Here is a 20,549-nt window from a genome sequence, read left to right on the forward strand (position 1 = left end):
TGCCTATCTCCGGAGGATTCGGTGAACCGGTCGTCCCTTGTCCGCGCACTTCTCGCTTTCCTGATCCTGGCGGCGTCGACGTACGTCACGTTGACGGCGAAACCACAGCTCGGTCTCGACCTGCGCGGCGGGACGCAGATCGTTCTCCAGGCGAAGGACTCGCCCACGGTCAAGGCGAACAAGGAGACCACCGACAAGGCGACCCAGGTGCTGCACCGGCGGATCGACGCCCTCGGCGTCAGCGAGCCGAACGTGACCCGCCAGGGCGAGAACCGGATCATCGTCGAGCTGCCCGGCGTCCAGGACCCGCGCGAGGCCGCGAAGGTGATCGGTAAGACCGCGCAGCTCACGTTCCACGAGGTGCTCGACCAGGTCGCGGCCAAGCCGGCCAAGCCCGCGGCGGGGGAGACGTACCTGCCGAGTGAGGGCGGCCAGGGCCTCCTGCGGCTCGCCAAGCCCGCGATGACCGGCGAACTCGTCAGCGGCGCGGAGGGCCGGCTCGATCCGCAGCAGGTCGCGCAGGGCTGGTTCGTCGAGATGAACTTCAAGGGTGACGGCGGCAAGATCTGGGCGAACATCACCGGCAAGGCCGCCTGCCAACCGGTCGGTACGCCGCAACGCCTGATCGCGATCGTGCTCGACAACGAGGTGATCAGCTCGCCGCAGGTCGACCCGAACGGCGGCAACCAGCTCTGCAAGATCGGCATCGCCGGCGGCAGCACCACGATCTCCGGCTCCTTCACCGAGGAGGGCGCGAAGGACCTGGCCGCGCTGATCTCCGGCGGCGCGCTGCCGGTGCCGGTCGAGGTCATCGACCAGCGCACCGTCGGCCCGTCGCTCGGTCAGGACGCGATCCAGGCCAGCGCGCTCGCAGCCATCATCGGCCTCGCGCTGACCGCGCTCTTCATCATCGTGGTCTACCGCCTCGTCGGCCTGATGGCGGTGATCGGCTTGATCGGGTACGCCGCGATGTCGTACGCCGTACTGACTGCGATCGGAGCCACCCTCACCCTGCCCGGCCTGGCCGGATTCGTGCTCGCGATCGGGATGGCGGTCGACGCGAACGTCCTGGTCTTCGAACGTGCCCGCGAGGACTTCATCGCGGGCCGTACCGACGGTCTGCGCCGATCGCTGCGCAGCGGTTTCCAGAACGCGCTGTCCGCGATCGCCGACTCCAACATCACCACGCTGCTGGCGGCCGGCCTGCTGTTCTTCCTGGCAGCCGGACCCGTCCGCGGCTTCGGCGTCACGCTCTCGATCGGTGTGATCGCCTCGATGCTGTCGGCCCTCGTGGTCACCCGCGTCCTCGCCGAGTTCGTCGTGTCGCGGGGCTTCATCCTGCGTCGCCCGGGCCTGAGCGGGATCGGCGGCCACGGCCGGGTCCGGACCTGGCTCGAAGCCCGGCAGCCGTCGCTGATGAAGCACAGCCGCCGTTGGCTGGTCATCACCGCGGTCGCGATCATCGTGAGCGTCGCGGGCGTGGCCGTCCGCGGCCTGAACCTCGGCATCGAGTTCACCGGCGGCCGGCTGATCGAGGTCAGTACGGCGCAACGCATCACGCCGGACCAGGCGCGCGCTGCCGTCGCCGAGGCCGGGTACCCGACCGCCGTCGTACAGGCGTCCGGCACCGACGACATCACCGTGCGGACCGGCACGATCAGCGACGACGAGGCCGTGAAGATCAAGGAATCGCTGGCCCGGATCGGCGGCGACGCCGAGGTGATCCGCAACGAGAGCATCGGCCCGTCGCTCGGTGAGGAACTCCGGAACAAGGGCCTGATCGCCCTCGGCATCGCGCTGCTCGCCCAACTGGCGTACCTCGCCGCGCGGTTCCGCTGGACGTTCGGCGCCGGCGCCGTACTCGCGCTGCTGCAGAACGTCGCCGTCGTGGTCGGTGTCTTCGCGTGGACCGGGAGACCGATCGACGGCATCTTCCTGGCCGCGATCCTGACCGTCATCGGCTACACGGTGAACGACTCGGTGGTCGTCTTCGACCGGATCCGCGAGACCCGCAACGCCCGGGCCACCGACAACCTCGGCACGACCATCGACACCGCGATCGTCAACGTCCTGCCACGAACCATCAACACCGGTATCTCGACCCTCTTCATCCTCGCCGCACTGCTGTTCCTCGGAGGCGACTCACTCGCCGACTTCGCCCTCGCGCTACTGCTGGGCATCCTCGTCGGCACCTACTCCTCCAACCTCACCGCGGCCCCCCTCCTCCTCGAACTAGAACGCCGCTACCCGGCCCCACCCCCGCGCCCCAAGCGCACCCAGGTAGACCGAGACGCCCAACCCGACCGCGGCGCCGTCGTCTAGCCCGCCCCGGCACTTATCCACAGCGGTGCCTGGCGGAGCGGAAATCTGTCGGGGGAGCGGGCTAGGGTATGGCGGTGGGTGTTGATGTGCGGGATCTGCTGGAAGCTGCCGTGGCCGGGATCGCCGGTCAGACACGGCCGGGGCAGGTGGAGATGGCGCAGGCCGTCAACACCGCGATGCATGACGGATCGCATCTGCTCGTCCAAGCAGGCACCGGCACCGGCAAGTCCCTCGGGTACCTCGTGCCCGCGCTGCTGCACGCGATCGAGGACCGTCGCGTCGTCGTGTCCACGGCGACCCTCGCGCTGCAGTCCCAGCTCGTCGACCGCGACGTACCGGCGTTGCTCGACGCCACCGAGAAGCTCCTGCCCCGCAGACCGAAGTACGCGATCCAGAAGGGGCGGAACAACTACGCCTGCCTGCACCGGATCCGCGAGGGTGCGCCGAACGACGACGGCATGCTCGTCGACGTGCCGCCGTCGGGGGAGACCGGCCGGCAGGTCGTCGAGCTCCGCGACTGGGCCGAGCAGCAGCTCGCGGACGGCGAGGCCGGTGACCGGGATCACGCCCCGTCGCACCAGTACCAGGCCTGGCAGCAGGTCGCGATCAGCGCGCGCGAGTGCCTCGGCGCGCAGAAATGCCCGTACGGCGAGGAGTGCTTCGCCGAGAAGGCCAAGGAACACGCCCGCAAGGCCGACATCGTCATCACCAACCACGCACTGCTCTCGATCGACGCCTTCGAGAACCGCACCGTCCTGCCCGAGCACGACGTCGTCATCGTCGACGAAGCGCACGAGCTGCCCGCCCGGGTCACCGGCGCGGCCGGCGACGAGTTGTCGCCGCAGATGGTCGAGCGCGCCGCGAAGCGTGCCCGCCGGTTCGTCGACGACGACAAGGCCGACGACCTGATCGACGCGTCCGACGCGCTCCGGGCCGCCCTCGACGGCACCCGCGAGGGCCGCATCGAGGCCTCGAACACGTCCGTCCTGGATGCCGCCGCCCTGGTCCGCGACGCGGCCCGCGGCATGTACTCCGACCTGAACAAGAAATCCGACGACAAGGACGACGACCCGGACGGCGCCAAGCGGCAGTCCAAGGGCGCGGTCAAGGAGATCTTCGACGTCGCCGAACGGGTCGCCGCGCTGAGCGATGCCGACGTGGTCTGGATGATCGATCGCGACCGCTTCGGCCGCGAGCTCCGGATCGCCCCGCTCACCGTCGCCGGCCTGCTCCGCGAACTGGTTCTCCGCGACCGTACGGCGATACTCACCTCCGCCACGCTGACACTCGGCGGCGACTTCGACGCGATCGCCCGCCAGGTCGGTCTGCGGCCCGCCGACAAGCTCGCCGACGACGACGAGATGCCGGAGCTGGACGACTCCGAGGAGAAGGGCCCGCTGCCGTGGCGCGGCCTCGACGTCGGCTCCCCGTTCGAGTACGAGAAGCAGGCGATCCTGTACGTCGCCAAGCACCTCCCGGCACCGCACCGCGACGGACTGGGCAAGAAGCAGTTCGAGGAGATCATCGACCTGATCACCGCGGCCGGTGGACGGACCCTCGGCCTGTTCTCGTCCCGCCGCGCGGCCGAGGCGGCGACCGCCGCGGTGCGGGAGGCCACCGACCTCAAGGTGCTGTGCCAGGGCGACGCGCAACTCGGCGAGCTGGCCCGCGAGTTCGTCGATGACCCCGAGACGTCCCTGTTCGGCACGCTGTCGCTGTGGCAAGGAATCGACGTACCGGGGTCGACCTGCAACCTGGTGATCATCGACCGGATCCCGTTCCCGCGCCCGGACGAGCCGCTGATGGCAGCCCGCCAGCGGGCCGTCGACGAAGCGGGCGGCAACGGGTTCATGTCCGTGGCCGCGACGCACGCCGGACTGCTGCTCGCGCAAGGCACCGGCCGGCTGATCCGCCGCAGCTCGGACCGCGGCGTCGTCGCGATCCTCGACCCCCGCATCGTCACCCAGCGGTACGGCGCGTTCCTGCGCGCATCCTTGCCGCCGATGTGGCCGACCGCCGATCGTGAGAAGGTGCTCGGCGCGCTGAAGCGGTTGCAGTCCACATGAGCCGGTCATGAGTCCCGTGACCGGTCCGCCGGTGCTGCCGATGATGGCGGCGCTGGGGCAGATGCCGTCCGGAGCGGGCTGGTCGTACGAGATGAAGTGGGACGGAATCCGCGTCATCGCCGAGGTCGACGACGGGGTCTGCCGGCTGTGGTCGCGCAACAGCCACGACGTGTCCGGCGGCTACCCCGAGCTGATCGGTCTGGCTGAGGCGCCGGGGCTGCGATTGCCCGCCGTACTGGACGGGGAGATCGTCACGCTGGACGAGAACGGCGCACCGTCGTTCGGCCTGCTGCAGCGTCGGATGCACGTCCGCGACCCTCGCCAGCTCCGGCATCTGATCACCGAAGTGCCGGTGTCGGTGCGGCTGTTCGACCTGCTCCGCTTCGACGGCGAGTGGTTGCTGGAGGCAACGTACGACGATCGGCGCGGCCTGCTCGACTCTCTGGACATCGGCGACCCGTTCTGGGAGGTGCCGCCGGCGCTGCTGGACGGCGCCCAAGCGCTCGAACAGTCTGCTGCGCAAGGGCTCGAAGGGGTCGTGGCGAAGCGACGCAAGTCGCGGTACCTACCGGGGCGGCGCAGCGCCGACTGGATCAAGATCAAACCGGTGCTGACGAGGGACGTCGTACTGTGCGGCTGGCATCCGGGGGAGGGCAACCGGGAAGGGAAGATCGGTTCCTTCTACTGCGGCGCGTACGCCGACGGCGAGCTGGTGCTGATCGGCAAGGTCGGCTCGGGACTCGACTTCGCGACGCTGGATCTGCTGAGCGCCGAGCTGACCGGCCTCGAGGTCGACCGGCCGGCGTTCGACCCGTCGAGCATCCCGATGACGGACCGGCGCCGCGCGCACTGGCTCGACCCGGCGCTGGTCGCCGAAGTCACCTACTCCGGCTGGGGCGGCGACGGCCGGCTGCGGCATCCGGTATGGCGCGGTCTACGCCTCGACATCGACCCGGAATCGGTCTTGGTGGAGCGCGCCTGAATACATTCGAGACATGCGGTTGCGACCGAAATGTTCGAAATGCGGAGAATGTTCTGCTGCGCTGAGACATTCGCTGTTCAACTGTCGCAGAAAATGACTGGATTTCAGTCGTTCGTTTCCCGGGACGGCGCCGGCACCGCCAGTGCGGTCTCGATCTTGTCGACCAGCTTCTCCGGCGAGTGCGTCGGCGCGTAACGCGCGATCACCGCGCCGTCGCGACCGAGCAGGAACTTGGTGAAGTTCCACTTGATCCGGCCGCCGAGCAGGCCGCCCTGCTCGCGTTTCAGCCAGTTGTACAACGGGATCGTCCGCGACCCGTTGACCTCGATCTTGGCGAACATCGGGAACGTGACGTGATAGATCGTCGAGCAGAAGTTCGCGATCTCGTTCTCGTCACCAGGCTCCTGGTGGCCGAACTGGTCGCAGGGAAAACCGAGCACCGAGAAGCCCTGCCGACGGTACGTCCGGTAGAGCTTCTGCAGACCCGTGTACTGCGGGGTCTGGGCACACTGCGAGGCCGTGTTCACCACCAGGAGCACCTGGTCGCGGAAATCGGCAAGAGACTGTTCATTGCCTTCGATCCGCGCGGCGCTGAAGTCATAGACAGTCGTCATGACTCAATGCTGACACGACACGCCCGACTTCGCTCGCCGTCCGATATGTCAGACTCGCCGCAGAACTGTTACGACCTTTCCGAGAATGACCGCGTCCTTGCCGTCGATCGGCTCGAAAGCGGGGTTGTGTGGTAGCAGCAGGATCTCGGTCTTGGTCTTCTTGAACGTCTTCACGGTCGCCTCGCCGTCGATCATCGCGGCCACGATGTCGCCGTTCTCCGCGGTCTGCTCCTGCCGCACGACCACCCAGTCGCCGTCGCAGATGGCCGCGTCGATCATCGACTCGCCCTTGACCTTCAGCATGAACAGCGTGCCCTCGCCGACCATTGCCTTGGGCAACGGGAAGACCTCTTCGATCTCCTGCTCGGCAAGGATCGGGTTACCGGCGGCGATCTGGCCGACGACCGGCACGTACACCGCGTCCGGGTGCGCGTCGCCGGCCCCGGTCTCGTCGTACGCCGTCTGCCGCACCGAGCCGAGCGCCGCCCGCCGGGCCGCGGCGTCGAGCTCGCCCGGGTAGCGGACCTCGATCGCCCGCGGCCGGTTCGGGTCGCGGCGGAGCAGGCCCTTCTGCTCGAGCACGCGGAGCTGGTGCGACACCGAGGAGGAGCTGGTCAGGCCGACCCGCTCACCGATCTCGCGCATCGACGGCGGGTAGCCGCGGCTGTCCACCGAATCGCGGATCACGTCCAGCACGCGGCGCTGGCGCGGCGTCAGCCCGGTCGCGTCCGCCGGCCCGTCGGGCAGCTCGGCGACGGTGCGGTCCGCCTTCCCCGCGCTCTTGTCCGCGCCCTTGTCCGCGCCAGTGCGCGCAGGTCCTTGCTGCCCCGCCGCACCGCCCCGGTCATCTTTGCTGGAACCGCTCGGCGTCCTGGCCATCGGTGGCAACTCCTCGGGTCGGGCCGGTGAACATCCCACCGGCCGAAACTTGCTCGACTGAGTCGACCGTAGACCGAATCCTGAGATTCTTCAAACATCTGTTCGAAGGCGTGTCGGTTCGCATGTTTGTTCGGGTGTCAGGTTATAAGGCGCACGCGGGGTGCTGCCGCGACAGGGAATCTCCGGCTCTTCTGTGCACAGGACTGGATATCCCCTCGTGTCGTGGGTTCTCCGTTGGTATGCGAGGGGAGAACCCACAACACGAGGGGATAACCGCGCTTGTGGGGAGGTCGGATCCGGACGGCTAGCCGTGGGCGCGGGCGGTCGGTTGCTGGGGGGAGGGACATGTTCCGGGTGCTGGGGACAGGGAATTTCCTGGGCGTGTCCTGGTTGGAAGTGCTTGCGCGAGGGGCGGCTGTCGGTTAATCATTCGTACAGGCGTTCGATCGAACAGGTGTTCGGTCCGGTCCGGCAGGCTGGTCTTCAGAAGTGACCGGGGCGGTGGGGTGGGGACCGCAGCAAAACTGTCGGAGGCAGCCGATAGACAGGACTCGACACCGTAGGACGCGCACCGACAGAGGTCTGGAGGACCCGATGAGCACAGCAGCCGTAGCGGCCAACGCACTGGGCCGACACCGCTCGCCGGAGGCCACACCACCCCGCCCCCGAACGGCCCCACACCTCAAGGCCGTCCCCACCACACGAGCCGAGTCGCCGGCCGCGCGGTCCGGATCGCCGGTCACCCCGGTTGGTCGTGTTGGGTCACCGGTTGCCCCGGTTCCGGTGGTGGCGCCGCGTCGGCGGGCGCGGATCGAGGGTGCGACGACGGATCGGATGCCGGTTCGCGGGTGCTCCGGTGAATCGCTGGGACATCAGACAGCTGAGCTGGCCGAGTCGGCCACCCTCCGTCTGACCCGACGCGGGCGGATGCTGCTGACCGTCGTATCGGTCCTCGTCTTCGGTGCCGCGATCCTCGTCCTCGGCCTCCGGGTCGCCGGCGTCCTCGAGCCCGGCCCGCACTTCACCCACACCGTTCCGGTGCAGGTCGCCCCGGGTCAGACCCTCTGGTCCATCGCGCAGGACACCAACCCCGGCCAGGACCCCGCCGCGGTCGTGGAAAAGATCGCCAACCTCAACAACCTCACCACCCCCGCCGACATCACCCCCGGCCAAACCCTGCAAATCCCCGTCACCGGCTGATCACCCGCGCGCAGCGCGCCATTCGTCTTCGAGTAGCGCGTACACGTACTCGTTGCCCCACTCACCCTTGAACTGCAACGCCTGCAGAAGATGCGCCTCGCGCCGCATCCCCAGCCGTTCGAGCAGCCGCGCCGACGCGGTGTTCCGGTCGTCGAGAATCGCCACGATCCGATGCAGCCCGAGTTCCTCGAAGCCGACCCGCAGCATCTCCCGCGCAGCCTCCGCAGCGAGCCCCTTGCCCTGATAGTCGGTGTGCAGCGCAAACCCGATCTCACCCTGACGATCCGCCTCGCTCGCCCACTTCAGCAGCACTTCGCCGATCACGGTCCCGGTCTCGCGCAGCTCGATCGCCAGCACCAGCCACTGACCGTCCGCGGTCAACTCACCCTGCGGGAGCTTCCGCTCCAGCGCGGCCCGCGTCTCCTCCCGGTTCCGCACCGGCCACGGCGTGTACCGCACGACCTCCGGCCGTGAGTGGAACGCGAACAGATCATCCAGGTCGTCCATGCGATGCGGCCGCAGTTCCAGCCGCTCGGTCACCAGCGGGTACGCGGGTCGGAATCCAGTCACGGCACCATCCTCGGCTAAGCTGTCTAATGACGTTAGACAGTACCCACGATCCCCAACCGCGGACAACGAGATATTCGTGACCAGGCGTAACCCTTCGTCCCACGCGGCGGCCGGCATCACGGTCGCCGCGATCGCCGACGCGGCCCTGGCGATCATCCACCGCGACGGTGTGGACGGCCTCACCATGCGCGCCGTCGCGGAGCGTCTCCAGGTCCGCGCCCCGTCGCTGTACCACCACGTCCACAACAAGTCAGACCTCCTCGACCTCGTCGTCCGCAACGCGTTCGACCAGTTCACGTCGGACAACACGGCGTACGAGGACCTGACGACCGTCGACGAGTGGATCGAGCTCACGCGGTCCGGCTCGCTCGAGCTCCGCGCCTTCTACACCGATCATCCGGGCCTGGCCGGGCTGATGCAGTCGAAGGCGACGCCGGACCGCGACCAAGGTGCCGGCTCGCGAGCCGAACTCATCCGCGCCCAGATCGACGCCCTCGTGCGTATCGGCGTACCGGAACCTGAGGCGCGTCACCTCTTCGAAGTCACCGCTCGATGGAGCCTGGCCGCCGTCGTCGCGGAGCAGGCAGATGACGCGGACCTGTTCACGGACGGCCTCGACTTGTTCCTGTACGGCGTACGCGCCCGACTTCTCGAACTGCTCAGCTGACGGTTGCCAGCCACAGTTCGGCGTACCGCTTGCCGTCCACTGCGGTCGCGACGCGAATCGTCGTCGCCGGTCCGTGCGGATCGCTCGCGATGTCCGCCGCGTCTCGCGTGTCGACGATCGTCCGCCCGCGCGACCAACTCCCGGACAGCTCGACGCGTACCGGGTACTCGTGCGTCGTCAGCCCCGACGGATCGATCACCGCGCACACCGCGCCGCCGTCGCCGATGCTGCCGCCGTCCGACTGGTACCGCTCGCTGCGCTTCTCGATCAGCTTGCACGCCAACTCCGCCGAGGGCGATCCGCTCAACCCACGCGCCTGCGAGAGCGTGACCACGACGTCGTAGAAGACATCCAGCCCGTACATCGTCACCGGAACGCCAAGATCGTCGGCCGCCGCCAGCACGATCGCGGCCGCCTCCGGATCGGTCCAGATGTTGAACTCCGCCGAGGCCGTCGCGTTCCCGCTCCCCGCGGCGCCGCCCATGAACACGATCTCGCGCAGCCCGCGCGCCGCCTCCGGATACGTCCGCAGCAGCAGCGCGATGTTCGTCAACGGCGCCAACGGGATCAACGTGATGAGCTCACCGGTCGCGGCCGCGTCCCGCAGTACGTCGCGGAGGAGCTCGACGGCATGCCGCGGGTCCGTCGGCCGAGTCGACCGCGGCCAGTCCAGATCCCCGAGCCCGTCCTCACCATGGACATGCCGCGCCGACCGAACCGGCTGAATCAGCGGTACGGCGGCACCGCGCGCAACCGGGACGTCCGGCCGGCCCGCGGCGTCGAGGACCGTGAGCGTGTTGCGCACGACGTCGTCGATGCCGACGTTCCCGCCGACGCAGGTCACGGCCTTCAGGTCGAGATCGGGATGCCGGGCCGCCAGCAGCAGCGCGCACGCGTCGTCCAGCCCCGTGTCCACATCGAGAATCACCGGCTTCATGCGCCCATCCTGATACACGCCGCCTGCTGCACGCCGGTCAGGAGCGCACCAGCCGGGCGATCGCGGCGGACGCCTCCTTGATCTTCGCGTCGGCCTCCGGACCGCCGGCCGCGGCGGCGTCGACGACGCAGTGCGTGAGGTGGTCGTCGAGCAGACCGAGCGCGACGGACTCGAGCGCCTTCGTCATGGCCGAGATCTGGGTCAGGATGTCGATGCAGTACTTCTCGTCCTCGACCATCCGCTGCAGCCCACGGGCCTGGCCCTCGATCCGCTTCAGCCGCGCCAGGTACGCCTTCTTGTCGCCGATGTAGCCGTGCTGTGCATGGTCGTGGGCCTGCTCGTCGACCGGTTCGGTCACGCTCACCACATCCTCCCTGGGTCCCGCCGAACCCTATCCCGCGGCCTGCCCGGGGAGTGCTCTGTGCGGGCCGTAGTTTGCGCCTCGAAAGGGTCGTCGCGGTGGCGCCACGCGGGAGTACACGGGGCCGCGTGAGTGTTGAAACCTATGACACGCGCGGGCAACCGGGGCGTGCTTGCAAACTGTCGGCGCAGCGATCTAGGATCCCTAGATGTAGTGGTTACACGGATGTAATTTTCCACAGGTAGTGGTTGGTTGCACACAGGTTCTACACAAGTTGTCCCCAGGCTGATCCACAACCCACCCCCTGCGGGTGGTCACGGGAGGAGTGATTCGTCGTGCACTGTCCGTATTGCCGGCATACCGACTCCCGGGTCGTCGACAGCCGGGTGGCCGAGGACGGCGGAGCGATCCGCCGCCGCCGGCAGTGCCCGGTCTGCGAGAAGCGGTTCACCACCGTCGAGCAGATGCAGCTCACGGTCGTGAAGCGCTCCGGCGCGACCGAGCCGTTCAGCCGGGAGAAGGTCATCAACGGGGTCGGAAAGGCGTGCAAGGGCCGGCCGGTGAACGCCGACCAGCTCGCGCGCCTGGGTCAGCAGGTCGAGGACGCGCTCAAGGGCAGCGGCTCGCCGGAGGTGCCCGCGCACGAGGTCGGACTGGCGATCCTCGGGCCGCTGCGGGAGCTCGACGAGGTCGCGTACCTGCGCTTCGCGAGCGTGTACCGGCAGTTCGAGTCCGCCGACGACTTCGAGACGGAGATCGCGCTGCTGCGGGCCGAGAAGGAGCCGCAGGGCACCGAGCCGGACCCGCTGAAGCCGACCCAGCAGACATAAACCGGGGGAACGAAAGGTAGTTCCAGAAATAGCGGCGTTACGCAGTACACCAACGGGGCGGTCCCGACAGACCGCGGTAGTAGACACAGGGCGAGGAGCAACCATGACAGAGACGGTGACCGGCCACTCGGGGTCGACCAAGCGGTCGGCGGCCGGGTTCCGAGGGCGGAAGAACGCGCCCACGGGACTCACCATCGAGCGCGTTTTCAGCACCGAAGGCGTCCACCCGTACGACGAGGTGACGTGGGAGCGCCGCGACGTCGTACAGCAGAACTGGAAGACGGGTGAGACCGTCTTCGAGCAGCGCGGGGTGGAGTTCCCCGACTTCTGGAGCGTGAACGCGTCGACCATCGTCACCACCAAGTACTTCCGCGGCGCGATCGGCCACGACAACCGCGAGTGGAGCCTCAAGCAGCTGCTCGACCGGGTCGTGAAGACCTACCGCAAGGCCGGCGAGGAGCACGGCTACTTCACCACGCCGCAGGACGCCGAGGTGTTCGAGCACGAGATCACCTGGATGCTCCTGCACCAGTACTTCAGCTTCAACTCGCCGGTCTGGTTCAACGTCGGGACGTCCTCGCCGCAGCAGGTGTCGGCCTGCTTCATCCTCGCCGTCGACGACTCGATGGACTCGATCCTGAACTGGTACAAGGAAGAGGGCCTGATCTTCAAGGGCGGCTCCGGCGCCGGCCTGAACCTGTCCCGGATCCGCTCCTCGAAGGAACTGCTCCAGTCCTCCGGCGGTACGGCGTCCGGCCCGGTGAGCTTCATGCGCGGCGCGGACGCGTCGGCCGGCACCATCAAGTCCGGCGGCGCCACCCGGCGCGCGGCGAAGATGGTCGTGCTGGACGTCGACCACCCCGACATCGAGGAGTTCGTCGACACCAAGATGCGCGAGGAGGAGAAGATCCGGGTCCTGCGGGACGCGGGCTTCGACATGGACCTCGGCGGTCGCGACATCACCTCCGTGCAGTACCAGAACGCGAACAACTCGGTCCGGGTCTCGGACGAGTTCATGCGTGCGGTCGAGGAGAAGGGTGAGTTCGGGCTGCGCGCGCGGCTGGACAACTCGGTGATCGAGACCGTCGACGCCCGCGAGCTGTTCGACAAGATCTCGCACGCGGCGTGGGCCTGCGCCGATCCGGGCCTGCAGTACGACGACACCATCAACGACTGGCACACGACGCCGGAGACGGGCCGGATCACCGCGTCCAACCCGTGCTCGGAGTACATGCACCTGGACAACTCGTCCTGCAACCTGGCCTCGCTGAACCTGATGAAGTTCCTCCGCGACGACGACCTGTTCGACTCGGAGAAGTTCGTCAAGGCGGTCGAGCTGATCATCACCGCGATGGACATCTCGATCTGCTTCGCGGACTTCCCGACCGAGGCGATCGGCGTCACCACCCGCGCCTACCGGCAGCTGGGTATCGGGTACGCGAACCTCGGCGCCTTGCTGATGGCGACCGGTCACGCGTACGACTCCGACGGCGGTCGCGCACTGGCGGGCGCTATCACGTCGCTGATGACCGGTACGTCGTACAAGCGCTCCGCCGAGCTGGCCGGGATCGTCGGCGCGTACGACGGCTTCGAGCGGAACAAGGACGCGCACACCCGGGTGATGCGCAAGCACGCCGCGGCCAACGACGCGATCCGGACCATCCACCAGATCGACAAGGACGTCCAGCAGCACGCCACCGCGGCGTGGGACGGCGTACTGAAGATCGGTACGAAGAACGGCTGGCGGAACGCGCAGGCCTCGGTGCTCGCGCCGACCGGCACCATCGGCTTCATGATGGACTGCGACACCACCGGTATCGAGCCGGACTTCTCGCTGGTCAAGTTCAAGAAGCTGGTCGGCGGCGGCTCGATGCAGATCGTCAACCAGACCGTCCCGCGGGCGCTGCGCCAGTACAACTACACCGAGGAGACCATCGAGGCGATCGTCGAGTACATCGCCGAGAACGGTCACGTGGTCGACGCCCCGGGCCTGAAGCCGGAGCACTACGAGATCTTCGACACCGCGATGGGTGAGCGGGCCATCAAGCCGATGGGCCACGTCCGGATGATGGCGGCGGCGCAGCCGTTCCTGTCCGGCGCGATCTCGAAGACGGTGAACCTGCCGGAGACCGCGACGGTCGAGGAGATCGCCGACGTCTACTTCCAGGGCTGGAAGCTCGGCCTGAAGGCGCTCGCGGTCTACCGCGACAACTGCAAGGTCGGTCAGCCGCTGGCGGACGCGAAGGCGAAGAAGTCCTCCGAGGCAGTCGAGGCCGAGGCCGCCGTTGCCGAGAAGATCGTCGAGAAGATCATCGAGTACCGGCCGACCCGGAAGCGTCTGCCGAAGTCGCGGCCGTCGCGGACCACCTCGTTCACCGTCGGTGGCGCCGAGGGCTACATGACCGCCGGTTCCTACCCGGACGACGGTCTGGGTGAGGTCTTCCTGAAGATGGGCAAGCAGGGTTCGACCCTGGCCGGGGTGATGGACGCCTTCTCGATCGCGATCTCGATCGCGCTGCAGCACGGCGTACCGCTGGAGACCTACGTCCAGAAGTTCACCAACCTGAAGTTCGAGCCGGCCGGTCTGACCGACGACCCGGACGTCCGGATGGCGCAGTCGATCATGGACTACATCTTCCGCCGCCTGGCGCTGGACTACCTGCCGTTCGACGACCGGGCCGCGCTCGGTATCTACTCGGCCGACGAGCGGTCCCGGCAGCTCGACACCGGTTCCTACGAGCCGGCCCCGGTCGAGGTGTCCGAGGCCGAGTCGCTGAAGACGGTCGAGCCGGCCGCCGAGGTCACCGCGGAGGTCGTCGACAAGCCGGCCGAGGCGGCTGCCGCCAAGCCGGTCAAGGGCGAGGCCCACACCACCGCCGAGATGCTCGAACTCATCACCGGCACCTCGGTCGACGCCCCGCTCTGCTTCACCTGCGGCACCAAGATGCGCCCCAGCGGTTCCTGCTACGTCTGCGAAGGCTGCGGCAGCACCTCCGGCTGCAGCTGACCCGACTGAAAGCACCACGGCCCCCGGGAACTTCCCGTTTTCCCCGGGGGCCGAGGTGCGTCTGCTCACGAGTTGCTCAGGTAGAGGGCTGGAAGCGTTCCCAGCCTGGCTCTTAGGCTCACCGGCGACCCATCTGCCAACGCAGGGAGCCGCCCCATGCCGTTTCTGTCCCCGCTTCGACGCGTCCTCGCAGCCGCAGCCGCCGGCCTCATGCTCGCGGGCGTGCTGACCGCCGCGCCGGCGTACGCGAACACGGTTGCCAACTGCTACGCCCATCATGACAAGGAACTGGTGAACTCGCGCCTCAGTGCGGCGGTCTACTGCACCGACGGTGAGTGGCTCGGCGTCCACGACGACCAGGCCGACGGCTACAGCGCTCGGGCAGCCATCCAGCTGTACCAGAGCCAGGTCGGCTTCTGGTACGACGCGCACGAGTGTTTCGACGACACCACCGTGGCCGACTACCAGGGCTGGAGCTTCTGCAACTTCTCGGTGACGGACGGAACGCTCGTGCGTATTCGTCTGTGGTCCTCCAAGGGCGGCGTCGAGTCGTACTCGGTGGTCACCGGCTCCTTCACCACCTGACGCCGTCTAGTGGCCGGAGCGGTCCGAGTCGGCGGCCGCTCTGGCGGTGCCATCGAGAGCTGCCAGCGCGGCCAGCTCGGCGTCGCTCAGGTCGAAGTCGAACACCGCGAGGTTGTCCGCGAGCCTTTGCGGGTCGGCTGACTTCGGGATCGGTACGACGTCCTGCTGCGTCTCCCACCGCAGTACGACCTGCCCTGGCGCCTTGCCGTGCTTTTTGACGATCTCCTGCACCGCCGGGTGGTTCAGAAGGTCAGTGCCCTTCCCCAGCGGACTCCACGCCTCTGTGACGATCCCGTGCGCCGCGTGGAACTCACGCTCCGTGGTCTTCGCCCACACTGGACTGAGCTGGACCTGGTTCACCTGCGGCGCCACACCGGTCTCGTCGATCAGCCGTTGCAGGTGCGTGGGCTTGAAGTTCGACGTACCGATTGCGCGGACCAGACCGGCCTCACGAAGCGCGATGAGTCCTTGCCACGCGTCGACGTACCGGTCCTGCTCAGGATTCGGCCAGTGGATGAGCAGGAGGTCCAGGTACTCGACGCCGAGCTTCTCCGCGCTCGCTTCGAACGCCTGGCGCGGCCCGTCGACACTGTGCCAGCGCTTGTTGAACTTCGACGTCACGAACACCTGGTCGCGTGGCGCCGTCCGGAGCGCCCGTCCGACGCCGACCTCGTTCCGGTAGTTCTCGGCGGTGTCGATCAGGCGATACCCGAGCTCGAGCGCCGTACTCACCGCCCTTTCGGCGTCCGCGTCGTTCATCGGCGATGTCCCGAGCCCGACCCGCGGCATCGCGGTTCCGTGACTCAACGTGACTACTGGAACCTGACTCATCCCGTCTCCTCCTTCGGCGTACGCGCCCGGCCACGATAGGCCGATCACGGTCCGCACCCGCCGCCGAGGTCTCCCGATTCCGGCGTACGGCGTACGGCTGGAACGGACTGTCTCAGCGCCAGGACATTCGTGCGCGAACTGTCGGATCCGTGGTTCATCATGGGTGCCACGGGCGACGAAAAGCGTTGGAGGGGTGGGTTTATGAAGAACCGGCTGGTCACTCTCGTGGATCTCGGTCTGGACAGTTCGTTCGATGCGTCCATGTCGTTCGTGCAGGGCATCACCGGCAACATCAACGCCGGCTGGGACCAGCCCTTCATCGACGTGAACTTCGTCCGGACCCGCGACCACGAGACGGCGTACTCCGCGCTCACCACCCCGTCGACCGTCCTGCACGTGATGGCGCACGGTGATCACAGCGAGGAGCCGTCGTTCCTGTCCACCGACGGGAAGACCCAGGTGTCGCTGCGGTCCCTCGCCGACTGGTTCCTGGACCACCAGTGGGGCATCGCCAGCGGCGTCGTCATCGCCGACGGCTGCAAAACCGGCATCGGCAAGTGGCAACGCGCGATCCGCGACTGCATCCAGGACGACATCACCTACATCGGCACCAGCACCGTCATCGGCTGGTACGAAGCCACTGTCTTCTGCTCCGCCTTCTACGGCGCCCTGGTCCGCAACCGAGGCCTCGGCCGCACCCCCGCCGAACAAGGCTGGGACGCCGCCAACCGAGCCATCCGAGCCTACGAAACCCTCACCGACAAACCCTGCCCCTACAAACCGGTCCTCCTGACCCCCTCCCGCCAAGCCCTCCGCTCCCTCACCGGCTAACAGCCCGACACGCGCTCGGCGGCTACTTTGGGTGAGGCGTGTGAGACTTTTGGGGACTCGTCGTCCGCCTGACGCCGGTGAAGGAATGCCGCCATGAAGCTCCACCGGAACTCTCTGCTCACGGCTGCCGCGATTGTGCTGGTTCTGTACGTCGTTTCGCTGATCGTTGGGCTGCCGGCGTGGGCGGCTGTGGTGCTGACCCTGGTGCTGCTGGTGTTGCTGGCGATTGTGTGGAAGCAGCCCGACAAGCCCCGGCCCGTTGTCAGGAAGCAGGCGCCGGCGCCTTCCGTCGTACTGCCGGATCGGGAGCCGGTCTTCTCCGAGCCGGTCTTCTCCGGTCCGCCGTCGAGGACGGTCGCCGATGTGCGGTTGCCGTCGGCTTCGCCGGACTTTCAGTTCAGCTTCTCGGCCGTCGTGCAATGGTCGACGGTGCTGTCGGGCTCGCGTCATGCGGACCTCGGTGCGGTCGCTGTCGATGCTCTGTTGGACAGGGCGCGAGCGCTGACCGTGCGGCAGCAGGTGACCGAGGAATCCCTCAACCAGCACCGCTTGGCTGCGCTCCTCGGCGAGCCGGCGCTGGACGAGAAGGGGCAGGTCCGCAGTTGGGCGACCGAGGTACGACTGCGGCTGCCGGACGCGGATCAGAAGCACCTCCAGCACCTCGCCGCCCTGCATCGCCGCGAGCAGACCACGCTGCTCGAACGGCGGATGGAGCAGGACAAACGCGCGTACCTGAAGGACGACGTCTTCGCCACGCCTGGGTCGGCCGCGGTCTGGTGGATGGTCAACCATCCGGGTGAGGTCGAGACGGCCCTCGGCTTGCTGGACACCCTCGCCGAACTGTCGGCCGCGGCGAACGATCTCCCGGTACGGCGAACAACCGACGAGGAGATCGAACGCCGACGGCCGACCCGCGCCGAACTCGCCTTCAGCACGGCAATCGAGAACCTGACCGACAGCAGCCAGGACAGAACTGCTCAGGACCAGGACGAAACTGCTCCGGGCCGGGAGGACGCTGTGAGCCAGGACAGCCCGGGGGACTCGGAGCAGCGTTCGGTCCCGAGGCATGCCGACTCTGGTGAGGACGGTCGTCCCGTCCGGTCCGAGGTGAACGGCTCCAGGTCCGAGCCGGACACGGTGTACCGGGAGCAGTTCTTCTCCGAATAGACCGGTGAGGCGGGCTGTCTGCAGGGTGGTCCCGCCCCACCGGAGTCGTGTGCACATGGCTAGTCGTCCAGCCAGCGGACCGTGGTCGCGCCGTTGTGCCCGTGGACGCTCAGCAACGCGTCGATCCCGTCCTGCCACACGGTCGTGGTCGGGAAGTGGCCGCCCCAGCGCAGTGCGACCGTCCCGTCGCTCCACTCGACTCCCTCCGCAACAACGCCCGTACCGCTGACACCGGAGACGTCGCGATACCGGACCAGTTCGAAGCGGCGTGGTCCGGACTTGTTCGCGATGCGCAGATGACGCTGTCGCGTGGTGCGCAGCAGCGTCGCGGTTCTCCCGCTGATCTCGTCCATGGGCCAAGTCAACGCGCGGGCGGCCGTCCTCACCAGGAACTCAACCGGTATCCACAGCGCACAAATTCTGCCCACCGGCAGTCACCGAAACGAATATTCTCATTGCAGGGAGTAATTGACACGCAAGGGAGAGCATGGATGACAGTCATCGAGGAGTGGACAGGCCGGCATGCGCATGCCTTGCGTACGGCGCTGCGGCTGACGAACGAAGCCTTCGCCGAGCAGCTGGGCATTTCGCCGCGCACGCTCACGAAGTGGCGCGAGAGACCCGAGCTCGTGCCCAGCCCCTTTCTCCAGGAGGCCCTCGACACCTACCTCAAGAAGGCGCCGCCCGACGCCCACCTCCGGTTCGCGGCGAACCTCGGCCTGGACCAGGACCGGGGAGCTATCGACCACACCGTGCTGACCCAGCTCAACACGGCACTCGGCGACCTGACTCGCGTCCTGGCACGCCTGCAGGCCGAAGATCCGGAGCAGTCGCCCTCGGCTTGACCGCGGGACGGGCAGACTGGGCGGCGCAGTGCGAGCGCGGAAGGAGCCGCGGATGAGGCGACGCCCGGTGGACTCGTCGAGTGTGCGATCGGTCGGATGGTCGGACGGCACGCTGGAACTCGAGTACGTCAACGGCTACATCTACCAGTACTTCGACGTACCGCAGCCGACCTATGCGGCGCTCCTGGCCGCACCGAGCATCGGCGCGTACGTGAACAAACACATCAAGCCGTACTACGACGTTCGCGAGATCTGAGTTTCTGTCAGGTTCGCAGCGGGCACCTGAGGTGGGTCGCACGGGGGTTCGTCCACGGCAGGAGATGGACATGCCTACGCGCAGAGTTTCCACGTCCCGTTCCCGGGCCATCACGGTCATCGTCCTCGTCTGGCTGCTCATCGGCCTCGCGGCTGCGGCCCAGCGAAACTACTTCGAGAGTTCGCGTACGTCGTGCGCCAAGGTCGGCACTGTGCTCGTCACAGTCGTCGCGGGACCGCTCAACTATGTCGGGGCCAACCCGAAGATCGACTGTTCGGCACCTCAGCCGTCGCGATAACCGGTTACCGCGAGCCGGGTGCGTTCCAGGACAACGTGTATCGCCAGAACAGACTCCGGCTGATTCGCGCGCCAGGCAGGATGCGCTCAACTGCAAGGGCGATCTCGTCGAACGATTCCGCGACTGTGGCGGTCGGTGCGGTCATGTGCGTGGGGACCGCGTGCGATCGCCGCGGGTGCGTGGCGATGCCAACGATCGGGTTCAGGATCATCGAGGCAATCGACCAGGGGCGGTCCGCCGGCGCCTCTCGGCTGACGCCGACCACGACGAGTCGGCCGCCCGGGCGCAGCAAGTCGCGCGCCTTCCTGAGGGTGGCCTCCAACGGCAGGTGGTGGAGCACCGCTACGAAGGTGATCAGGTCGTAGCGGTCTCCGTCGAACTCTTCGAACGGTTGCGTCAGGACGCGGACCGGCGAGCCAGGTTTCCCGTCCCGCAGCCCACGTCCAGGGCCTCGATCCCGCCGGCTGCGCGGACGCGACGTGCATGGTGGAGCACGAGCGGCGCGTACGCGCCGTTGTGCGACCAAGGATGTGCGTCGTTGAAGCGAGCCAGGCCGGCCAGTGCTGTCTGGAAGGCAGGAGACATACGGGCGACAGTACGACGGCTCGCGGTGCAGTTCGCACCGTCAGCTGGGTGGGAATAGGGCGTGGGGGAGTGGAGTTACACCTGGTGCCGTCCGGAACATGACCCCGGGCCTCAACCTAAGCCGCTACGAGCGGCCACTCGCCGAGAGGCGTCTGCTGGACGGTGCGGTACGTGACAGGTGGGAGCCGATCGGCTCCCACCTTGTCGTCTCACCGGCGCCCGCGGAAAACGGCTTGTGTCGGTGGGGCATGATGGAAGTGTCGCTTGCGGAGACGCGTGCGAGTGGAGTGACCAGAGGGACCAGCACTGCTTCCCTCGACGCCGGTTCGCCGGTGCCGAGGACAGGTGCCGGGAGGCTCGGACGAAGGTCCAGGACCCCGATTTGCATCTGCACCGCGAATGTCAGTAATGTTCTTCTTGTTGGAGCGAGGCGCAGGACGCGAAAGCGGCCGGCCCTTCAACAAACTCCCTGAAGGTCTCGGAAGCCGAAACACGCCTCGGCGGGTTTCGGACACTAAGGCACGCAGGGAGACTGGATCGAAAAAGGCCGATTTGACCGGCTGGAAGCGAAACAGTAAAGTTGGGCGAGTTGCCCCGGAGCTTCAAACGAAAGTCTGAAGCGCGGTGTGCGTCCGATTCTTGAGAACTCAACAGCGTGCCGAAAGTCAATGCCGAAATTGAAGTATCCCCGTTCACGGGCATTGGGCGTCTTTCAT

General features: G+C 67.6%; 22 protein-coding genes. 13 read left to right on the top strand and 9 right to left on the bottom strand.

The genetic code is table 11. The features are described from left to right. Positions 1-21 precede the first annotated feature (21 nt). The 3 genes from secD (at position 22) to ligD (ending at position 5,370) form a co-directional block, all read left to right on the top strand. Complete coding sequence (gene secD, locus ACWF0M_RS17435) at positions 22-2,322, top strand: protein translocase subunit SecD (RefSeq protein ID WP_452236682.1); 2,301 nt, start codon at positions 22-24, stop codon at positions 2,320-2,322. A gap of 68 nt (positions 2,323-2,390) precedes the next feature. Then, entirely contained in the window at positions 2,391-4,388 is a 1,998-nt protein-coding gene (locus ACWF0M_RS17440; protein ID WP_452236683.1) for an ATP-dependent DNA helicase, read from the top strand. A gap of 7 nt (positions 4,389-4,395) precedes the next feature. Next, on the top strand, positions 4,396-5,370 hold the full coding sequence (gene ligD / locus ACWF0M_RS17445; RefSeq protein WP_452236684.1) for a non-homologous end-joining DNA ligase: 975 nt from the start codon (positions 4,396-4,398) through the stop codon (positions 5,368-5,370). A gap of 104 nt (positions 5,371-5,474) precedes the next feature. On the opposite strand, the gene ACWF0M_RS17450 is transcribed toward ligD, so the two are convergent. Together ACWF0M_RS17450 and lexA are read right to left on the bottom strand one after the other, a co-directional pair. Beyond that, positions 5,475-5,984 carry a glutathione peroxidase gene (locus tag ACWF0M_RS17450; protein WP_452236685.1) on the bottom strand — a complete coding sequence of 170 codons (510 nt, stop codon included), beginning with the start codon at positions 5,982-5,984 and terminating at the stop codon, positions 5,475-5,477. A 48-nt stretch (positions 5,985-6,032) separates the two neighbouring features. After that, positions 6,033-6,863, bottom strand: a complete 831-nt coding sequence (lexA, locus tag ACWF0M_RS17455; protein ID WP_452236686.1) for a transcriptional repressor LexA — start codon at positions 6,861-6,863, stop codon at positions 6,033-6,035. Positions 6,864-7,697: 834 nt separating this feature from the next. Between lexA and ACWF0M_RS17460 the strand changes: the two genes are divergently transcribed. Next, positions 7,698-8,063 (top strand): LysM peptidoglycan-binding domain-containing protein, encoded by a 366-nt coding sequence (locus ACWF0M_RS17460; RefSeq protein WP_452236687.1) that lies wholly within the window; start codon positions 7,698-7,700, stop codon positions 8,061-8,063. Here ACWF0M_RS17460 and ACWF0M_RS17465 read toward each other — a convergent pair whose 3' ends face one another. Continuing rightward, the gene (locus tag ACWF0M_RS17465; RefSeq protein WP_452236688.1) at positions 8,064-8,633 is read right to left on the bottom strand and encodes a GNAT family N-acetyltransferase; all 570 of its coding nucleotides are present in this window, start codon (positions 8,631-8,633) and stop codon (positions 8,064-8,066) included. 76 nt (positions 8,634-8,709) lie between these two features. Here ACWF0M_RS17465 and ACWF0M_RS17470 point away from each other — a divergent pair, with 76 nt between their 5' ends. After that, complete coding sequence (locus ACWF0M_RS17470; protein WP_452236689.1) at positions 8,710-9,300, top strand: TetR/AcrR family transcriptional regulator; 591 nt, start codon at positions 8,710-8,712, stop codon at positions 9,298-9,300. On the opposite strand, the gene ACWF0M_RS17475 is transcribed toward ACWF0M_RS17470, so the two are convergent. Next, entirely contained in the window at positions 9,293-10,237 is a 945-nt protein-coding gene (locus tag ACWF0M_RS17475; RefSeq protein ID WP_452236690.1) for a nucleoside hydrolase, read from the bottom strand. The genes ACWF0M_RS17470 and ACWF0M_RS17475 overlap by 8 nt on opposite strands. 37 nt (positions 10,238-10,274) lie before the next feature. Continuing rightward, positions 10,275-10,601, bottom strand: coding sequence for a metal-sensitive transcriptional regulator (locus ACWF0M_RS17480; RefSeq protein ID WP_452236691.1), 327 nt, complete (start codon positions 10,599-10,601; stop codon positions 10,275-10,277). A 332-nt stretch (positions 10,602-10,933) separates the two neighbouring features. On the opposite strand from ACWF0M_RS17480, the gene nrdR reads away from it, so the two are divergent. From nrdR to ACWF0M_RS17495, 3 genes are all read left to right on the top strand, one after another. Continuing rightward, a complete protein-coding gene (nrdR, locus tag ACWF0M_RS17485; protein ID WP_452236692.1) occupies positions 10,934-11,428 on the top strand; it encodes a transcriptional regulator NrdR in 495 nt (164 codons plus the stop codon). Positions 11,429-11,531: 103 nt separating this feature from the next. Next, positions 11,532-14,435: a vitamin B12-dependent ribonucleotide reductase gene (locus ACWF0M_RS17490; protein WP_452236693.1), complete on the top strand. Its 2,904-nt coding sequence runs from the start codon at positions 11,532-11,534 to the stop codon at positions 14,433-14,435. A gap of 156 nt (positions 14,436-14,591) precedes the next feature. Then, positions 14,592-15,020, top strand: coding sequence for a hypothetical protein (locus ACWF0M_RS17495; RefSeq protein ID WP_452236694.1), 429 nt, complete (start codon positions 14,592-14,594; stop codon positions 15,018-15,020). A gap of 6 nt (positions 15,021-15,026) precedes the next feature. Here the strand turns inward: ACWF0M_RS17495 and ACWF0M_RS17500 are convergent, their stop codons facing one another. Then, positions 15,027-15,851 carry an aldo/keto reductase gene (locus ACWF0M_RS17500; protein ID WP_452236695.1) on the bottom strand — a complete coding sequence of 275 codons (825 nt, stop codon included), beginning with the start codon at positions 15,849-15,851 and terminating at the stop codon, positions 15,027-15,029. Between the two features lie 201 nt (positions 15,852-16,052). Between ACWF0M_RS17500 and ACWF0M_RS17505 the strand changes: the two genes are divergently transcribed. Then, the gene (locus tag ACWF0M_RS17505) at positions 16,053-16,682 is read left to right on the top strand and encodes a hypothetical protein (RefSeq protein WP_452236696.1); all 630 of its coding nucleotides are present in this window, start codon (positions 16,053-16,055) and stop codon (positions 16,680-16,682) included. A 93-nt stretch (positions 16,683-16,775) separates the two neighbouring features. After that, positions 16,776-17,849, top strand: coding sequence for a hypothetical protein (locus ACWF0M_RS17510; RefSeq protein WP_452236697.1), 1,074 nt, complete (start codon positions 16,776-16,778; stop codon positions 17,847-17,849). A 59-nt stretch (positions 17,850-17,908) separates the two neighbouring features. Here ACWF0M_RS17510 and ACWF0M_RS17515 read toward each other — a convergent pair whose 3' ends face one another. Beyond that, positions 17,909-18,202: a hypothetical protein gene (locus tag ACWF0M_RS17515; protein WP_452236698.1), complete on the bottom strand. Its 294-nt coding sequence runs from the start codon at positions 18,200-18,202 to the stop codon at positions 17,909-17,911. A gap of 138 nt (positions 18,203-18,340) precedes the next feature. On the opposite strand from ACWF0M_RS17515, the gene ACWF0M_RS17520 reads away from it, so the two are divergent. The 3 genes from ACWF0M_RS17520 to ACWF0M_RS17530 all read left to right on the top strand — a co-directional run bounded on the left by ACWF0M_RS17520 (position 18,341) and on the right by ACWF0M_RS17530 (position 19,248). Beyond that, the gene (locus ACWF0M_RS17520) at positions 18,341-18,694 is read left to right on the top strand and encodes a helix-turn-helix domain-containing protein (protein WP_452236699.1); all 354 of its coding nucleotides are present in this window, start codon (positions 18,341-18,343) and stop codon (positions 18,692-18,694) included. A 52-nt stretch (positions 18,695-18,746) separates the two neighbouring features. Next, on the top strand, positions 18,747-18,950 hold the full coding sequence (locus tag ACWF0M_RS17525; protein ID WP_452236700.1) for a KTSC domain-containing protein: 204 nt from the start codon (positions 18,747-18,749) through the stop codon (positions 18,948-18,950). A gap of 70 nt (positions 18,951-19,020) precedes the next feature. Beyond that, positions 19,021-19,248: a hypothetical protein gene (locus tag ACWF0M_RS17530; protein ID WP_452236701.1), complete on the top strand. Its 228-nt coding sequence runs from the start codon at positions 19,021-19,023 to the stop codon at positions 19,246-19,248. A 4-nt stretch (positions 19,249-19,252) separates the two neighbouring features. Here the strand turns inward: ACWF0M_RS17530 and ACWF0M_RS17535 are convergent, their stop codons facing one another. Together ACWF0M_RS17535 and ACWF0M_RS17540 are read right to left on the bottom strand one after the other, a co-directional pair. Next, positions 19,253-19,684 (bottom strand): class I SAM-dependent methyltransferase, encoded by a 432-nt coding sequence (locus tag ACWF0M_RS17535; RefSeq protein WP_452236707.1) that lies wholly within the window; start codon positions 19,682-19,684, stop codon positions 19,253-19,255. Next, complete coding sequence (locus ACWF0M_RS17540; RefSeq protein WP_452236708.1) at positions 19,645-19,833, bottom strand: hypothetical protein; 189 nt, start codon at positions 19,831-19,833, stop codon at positions 19,645-19,647. The genes ACWF0M_RS17535 and ACWF0M_RS17540 overlap by 40 nt, the downstream gene beginning before the upstream one ends. Between the last annotated feature and the right edge of the window lie 716 nt (positions 19,834-20,549).

Source organism: Kribbella sp. NPDC055110, assembly GCF_053607525.1.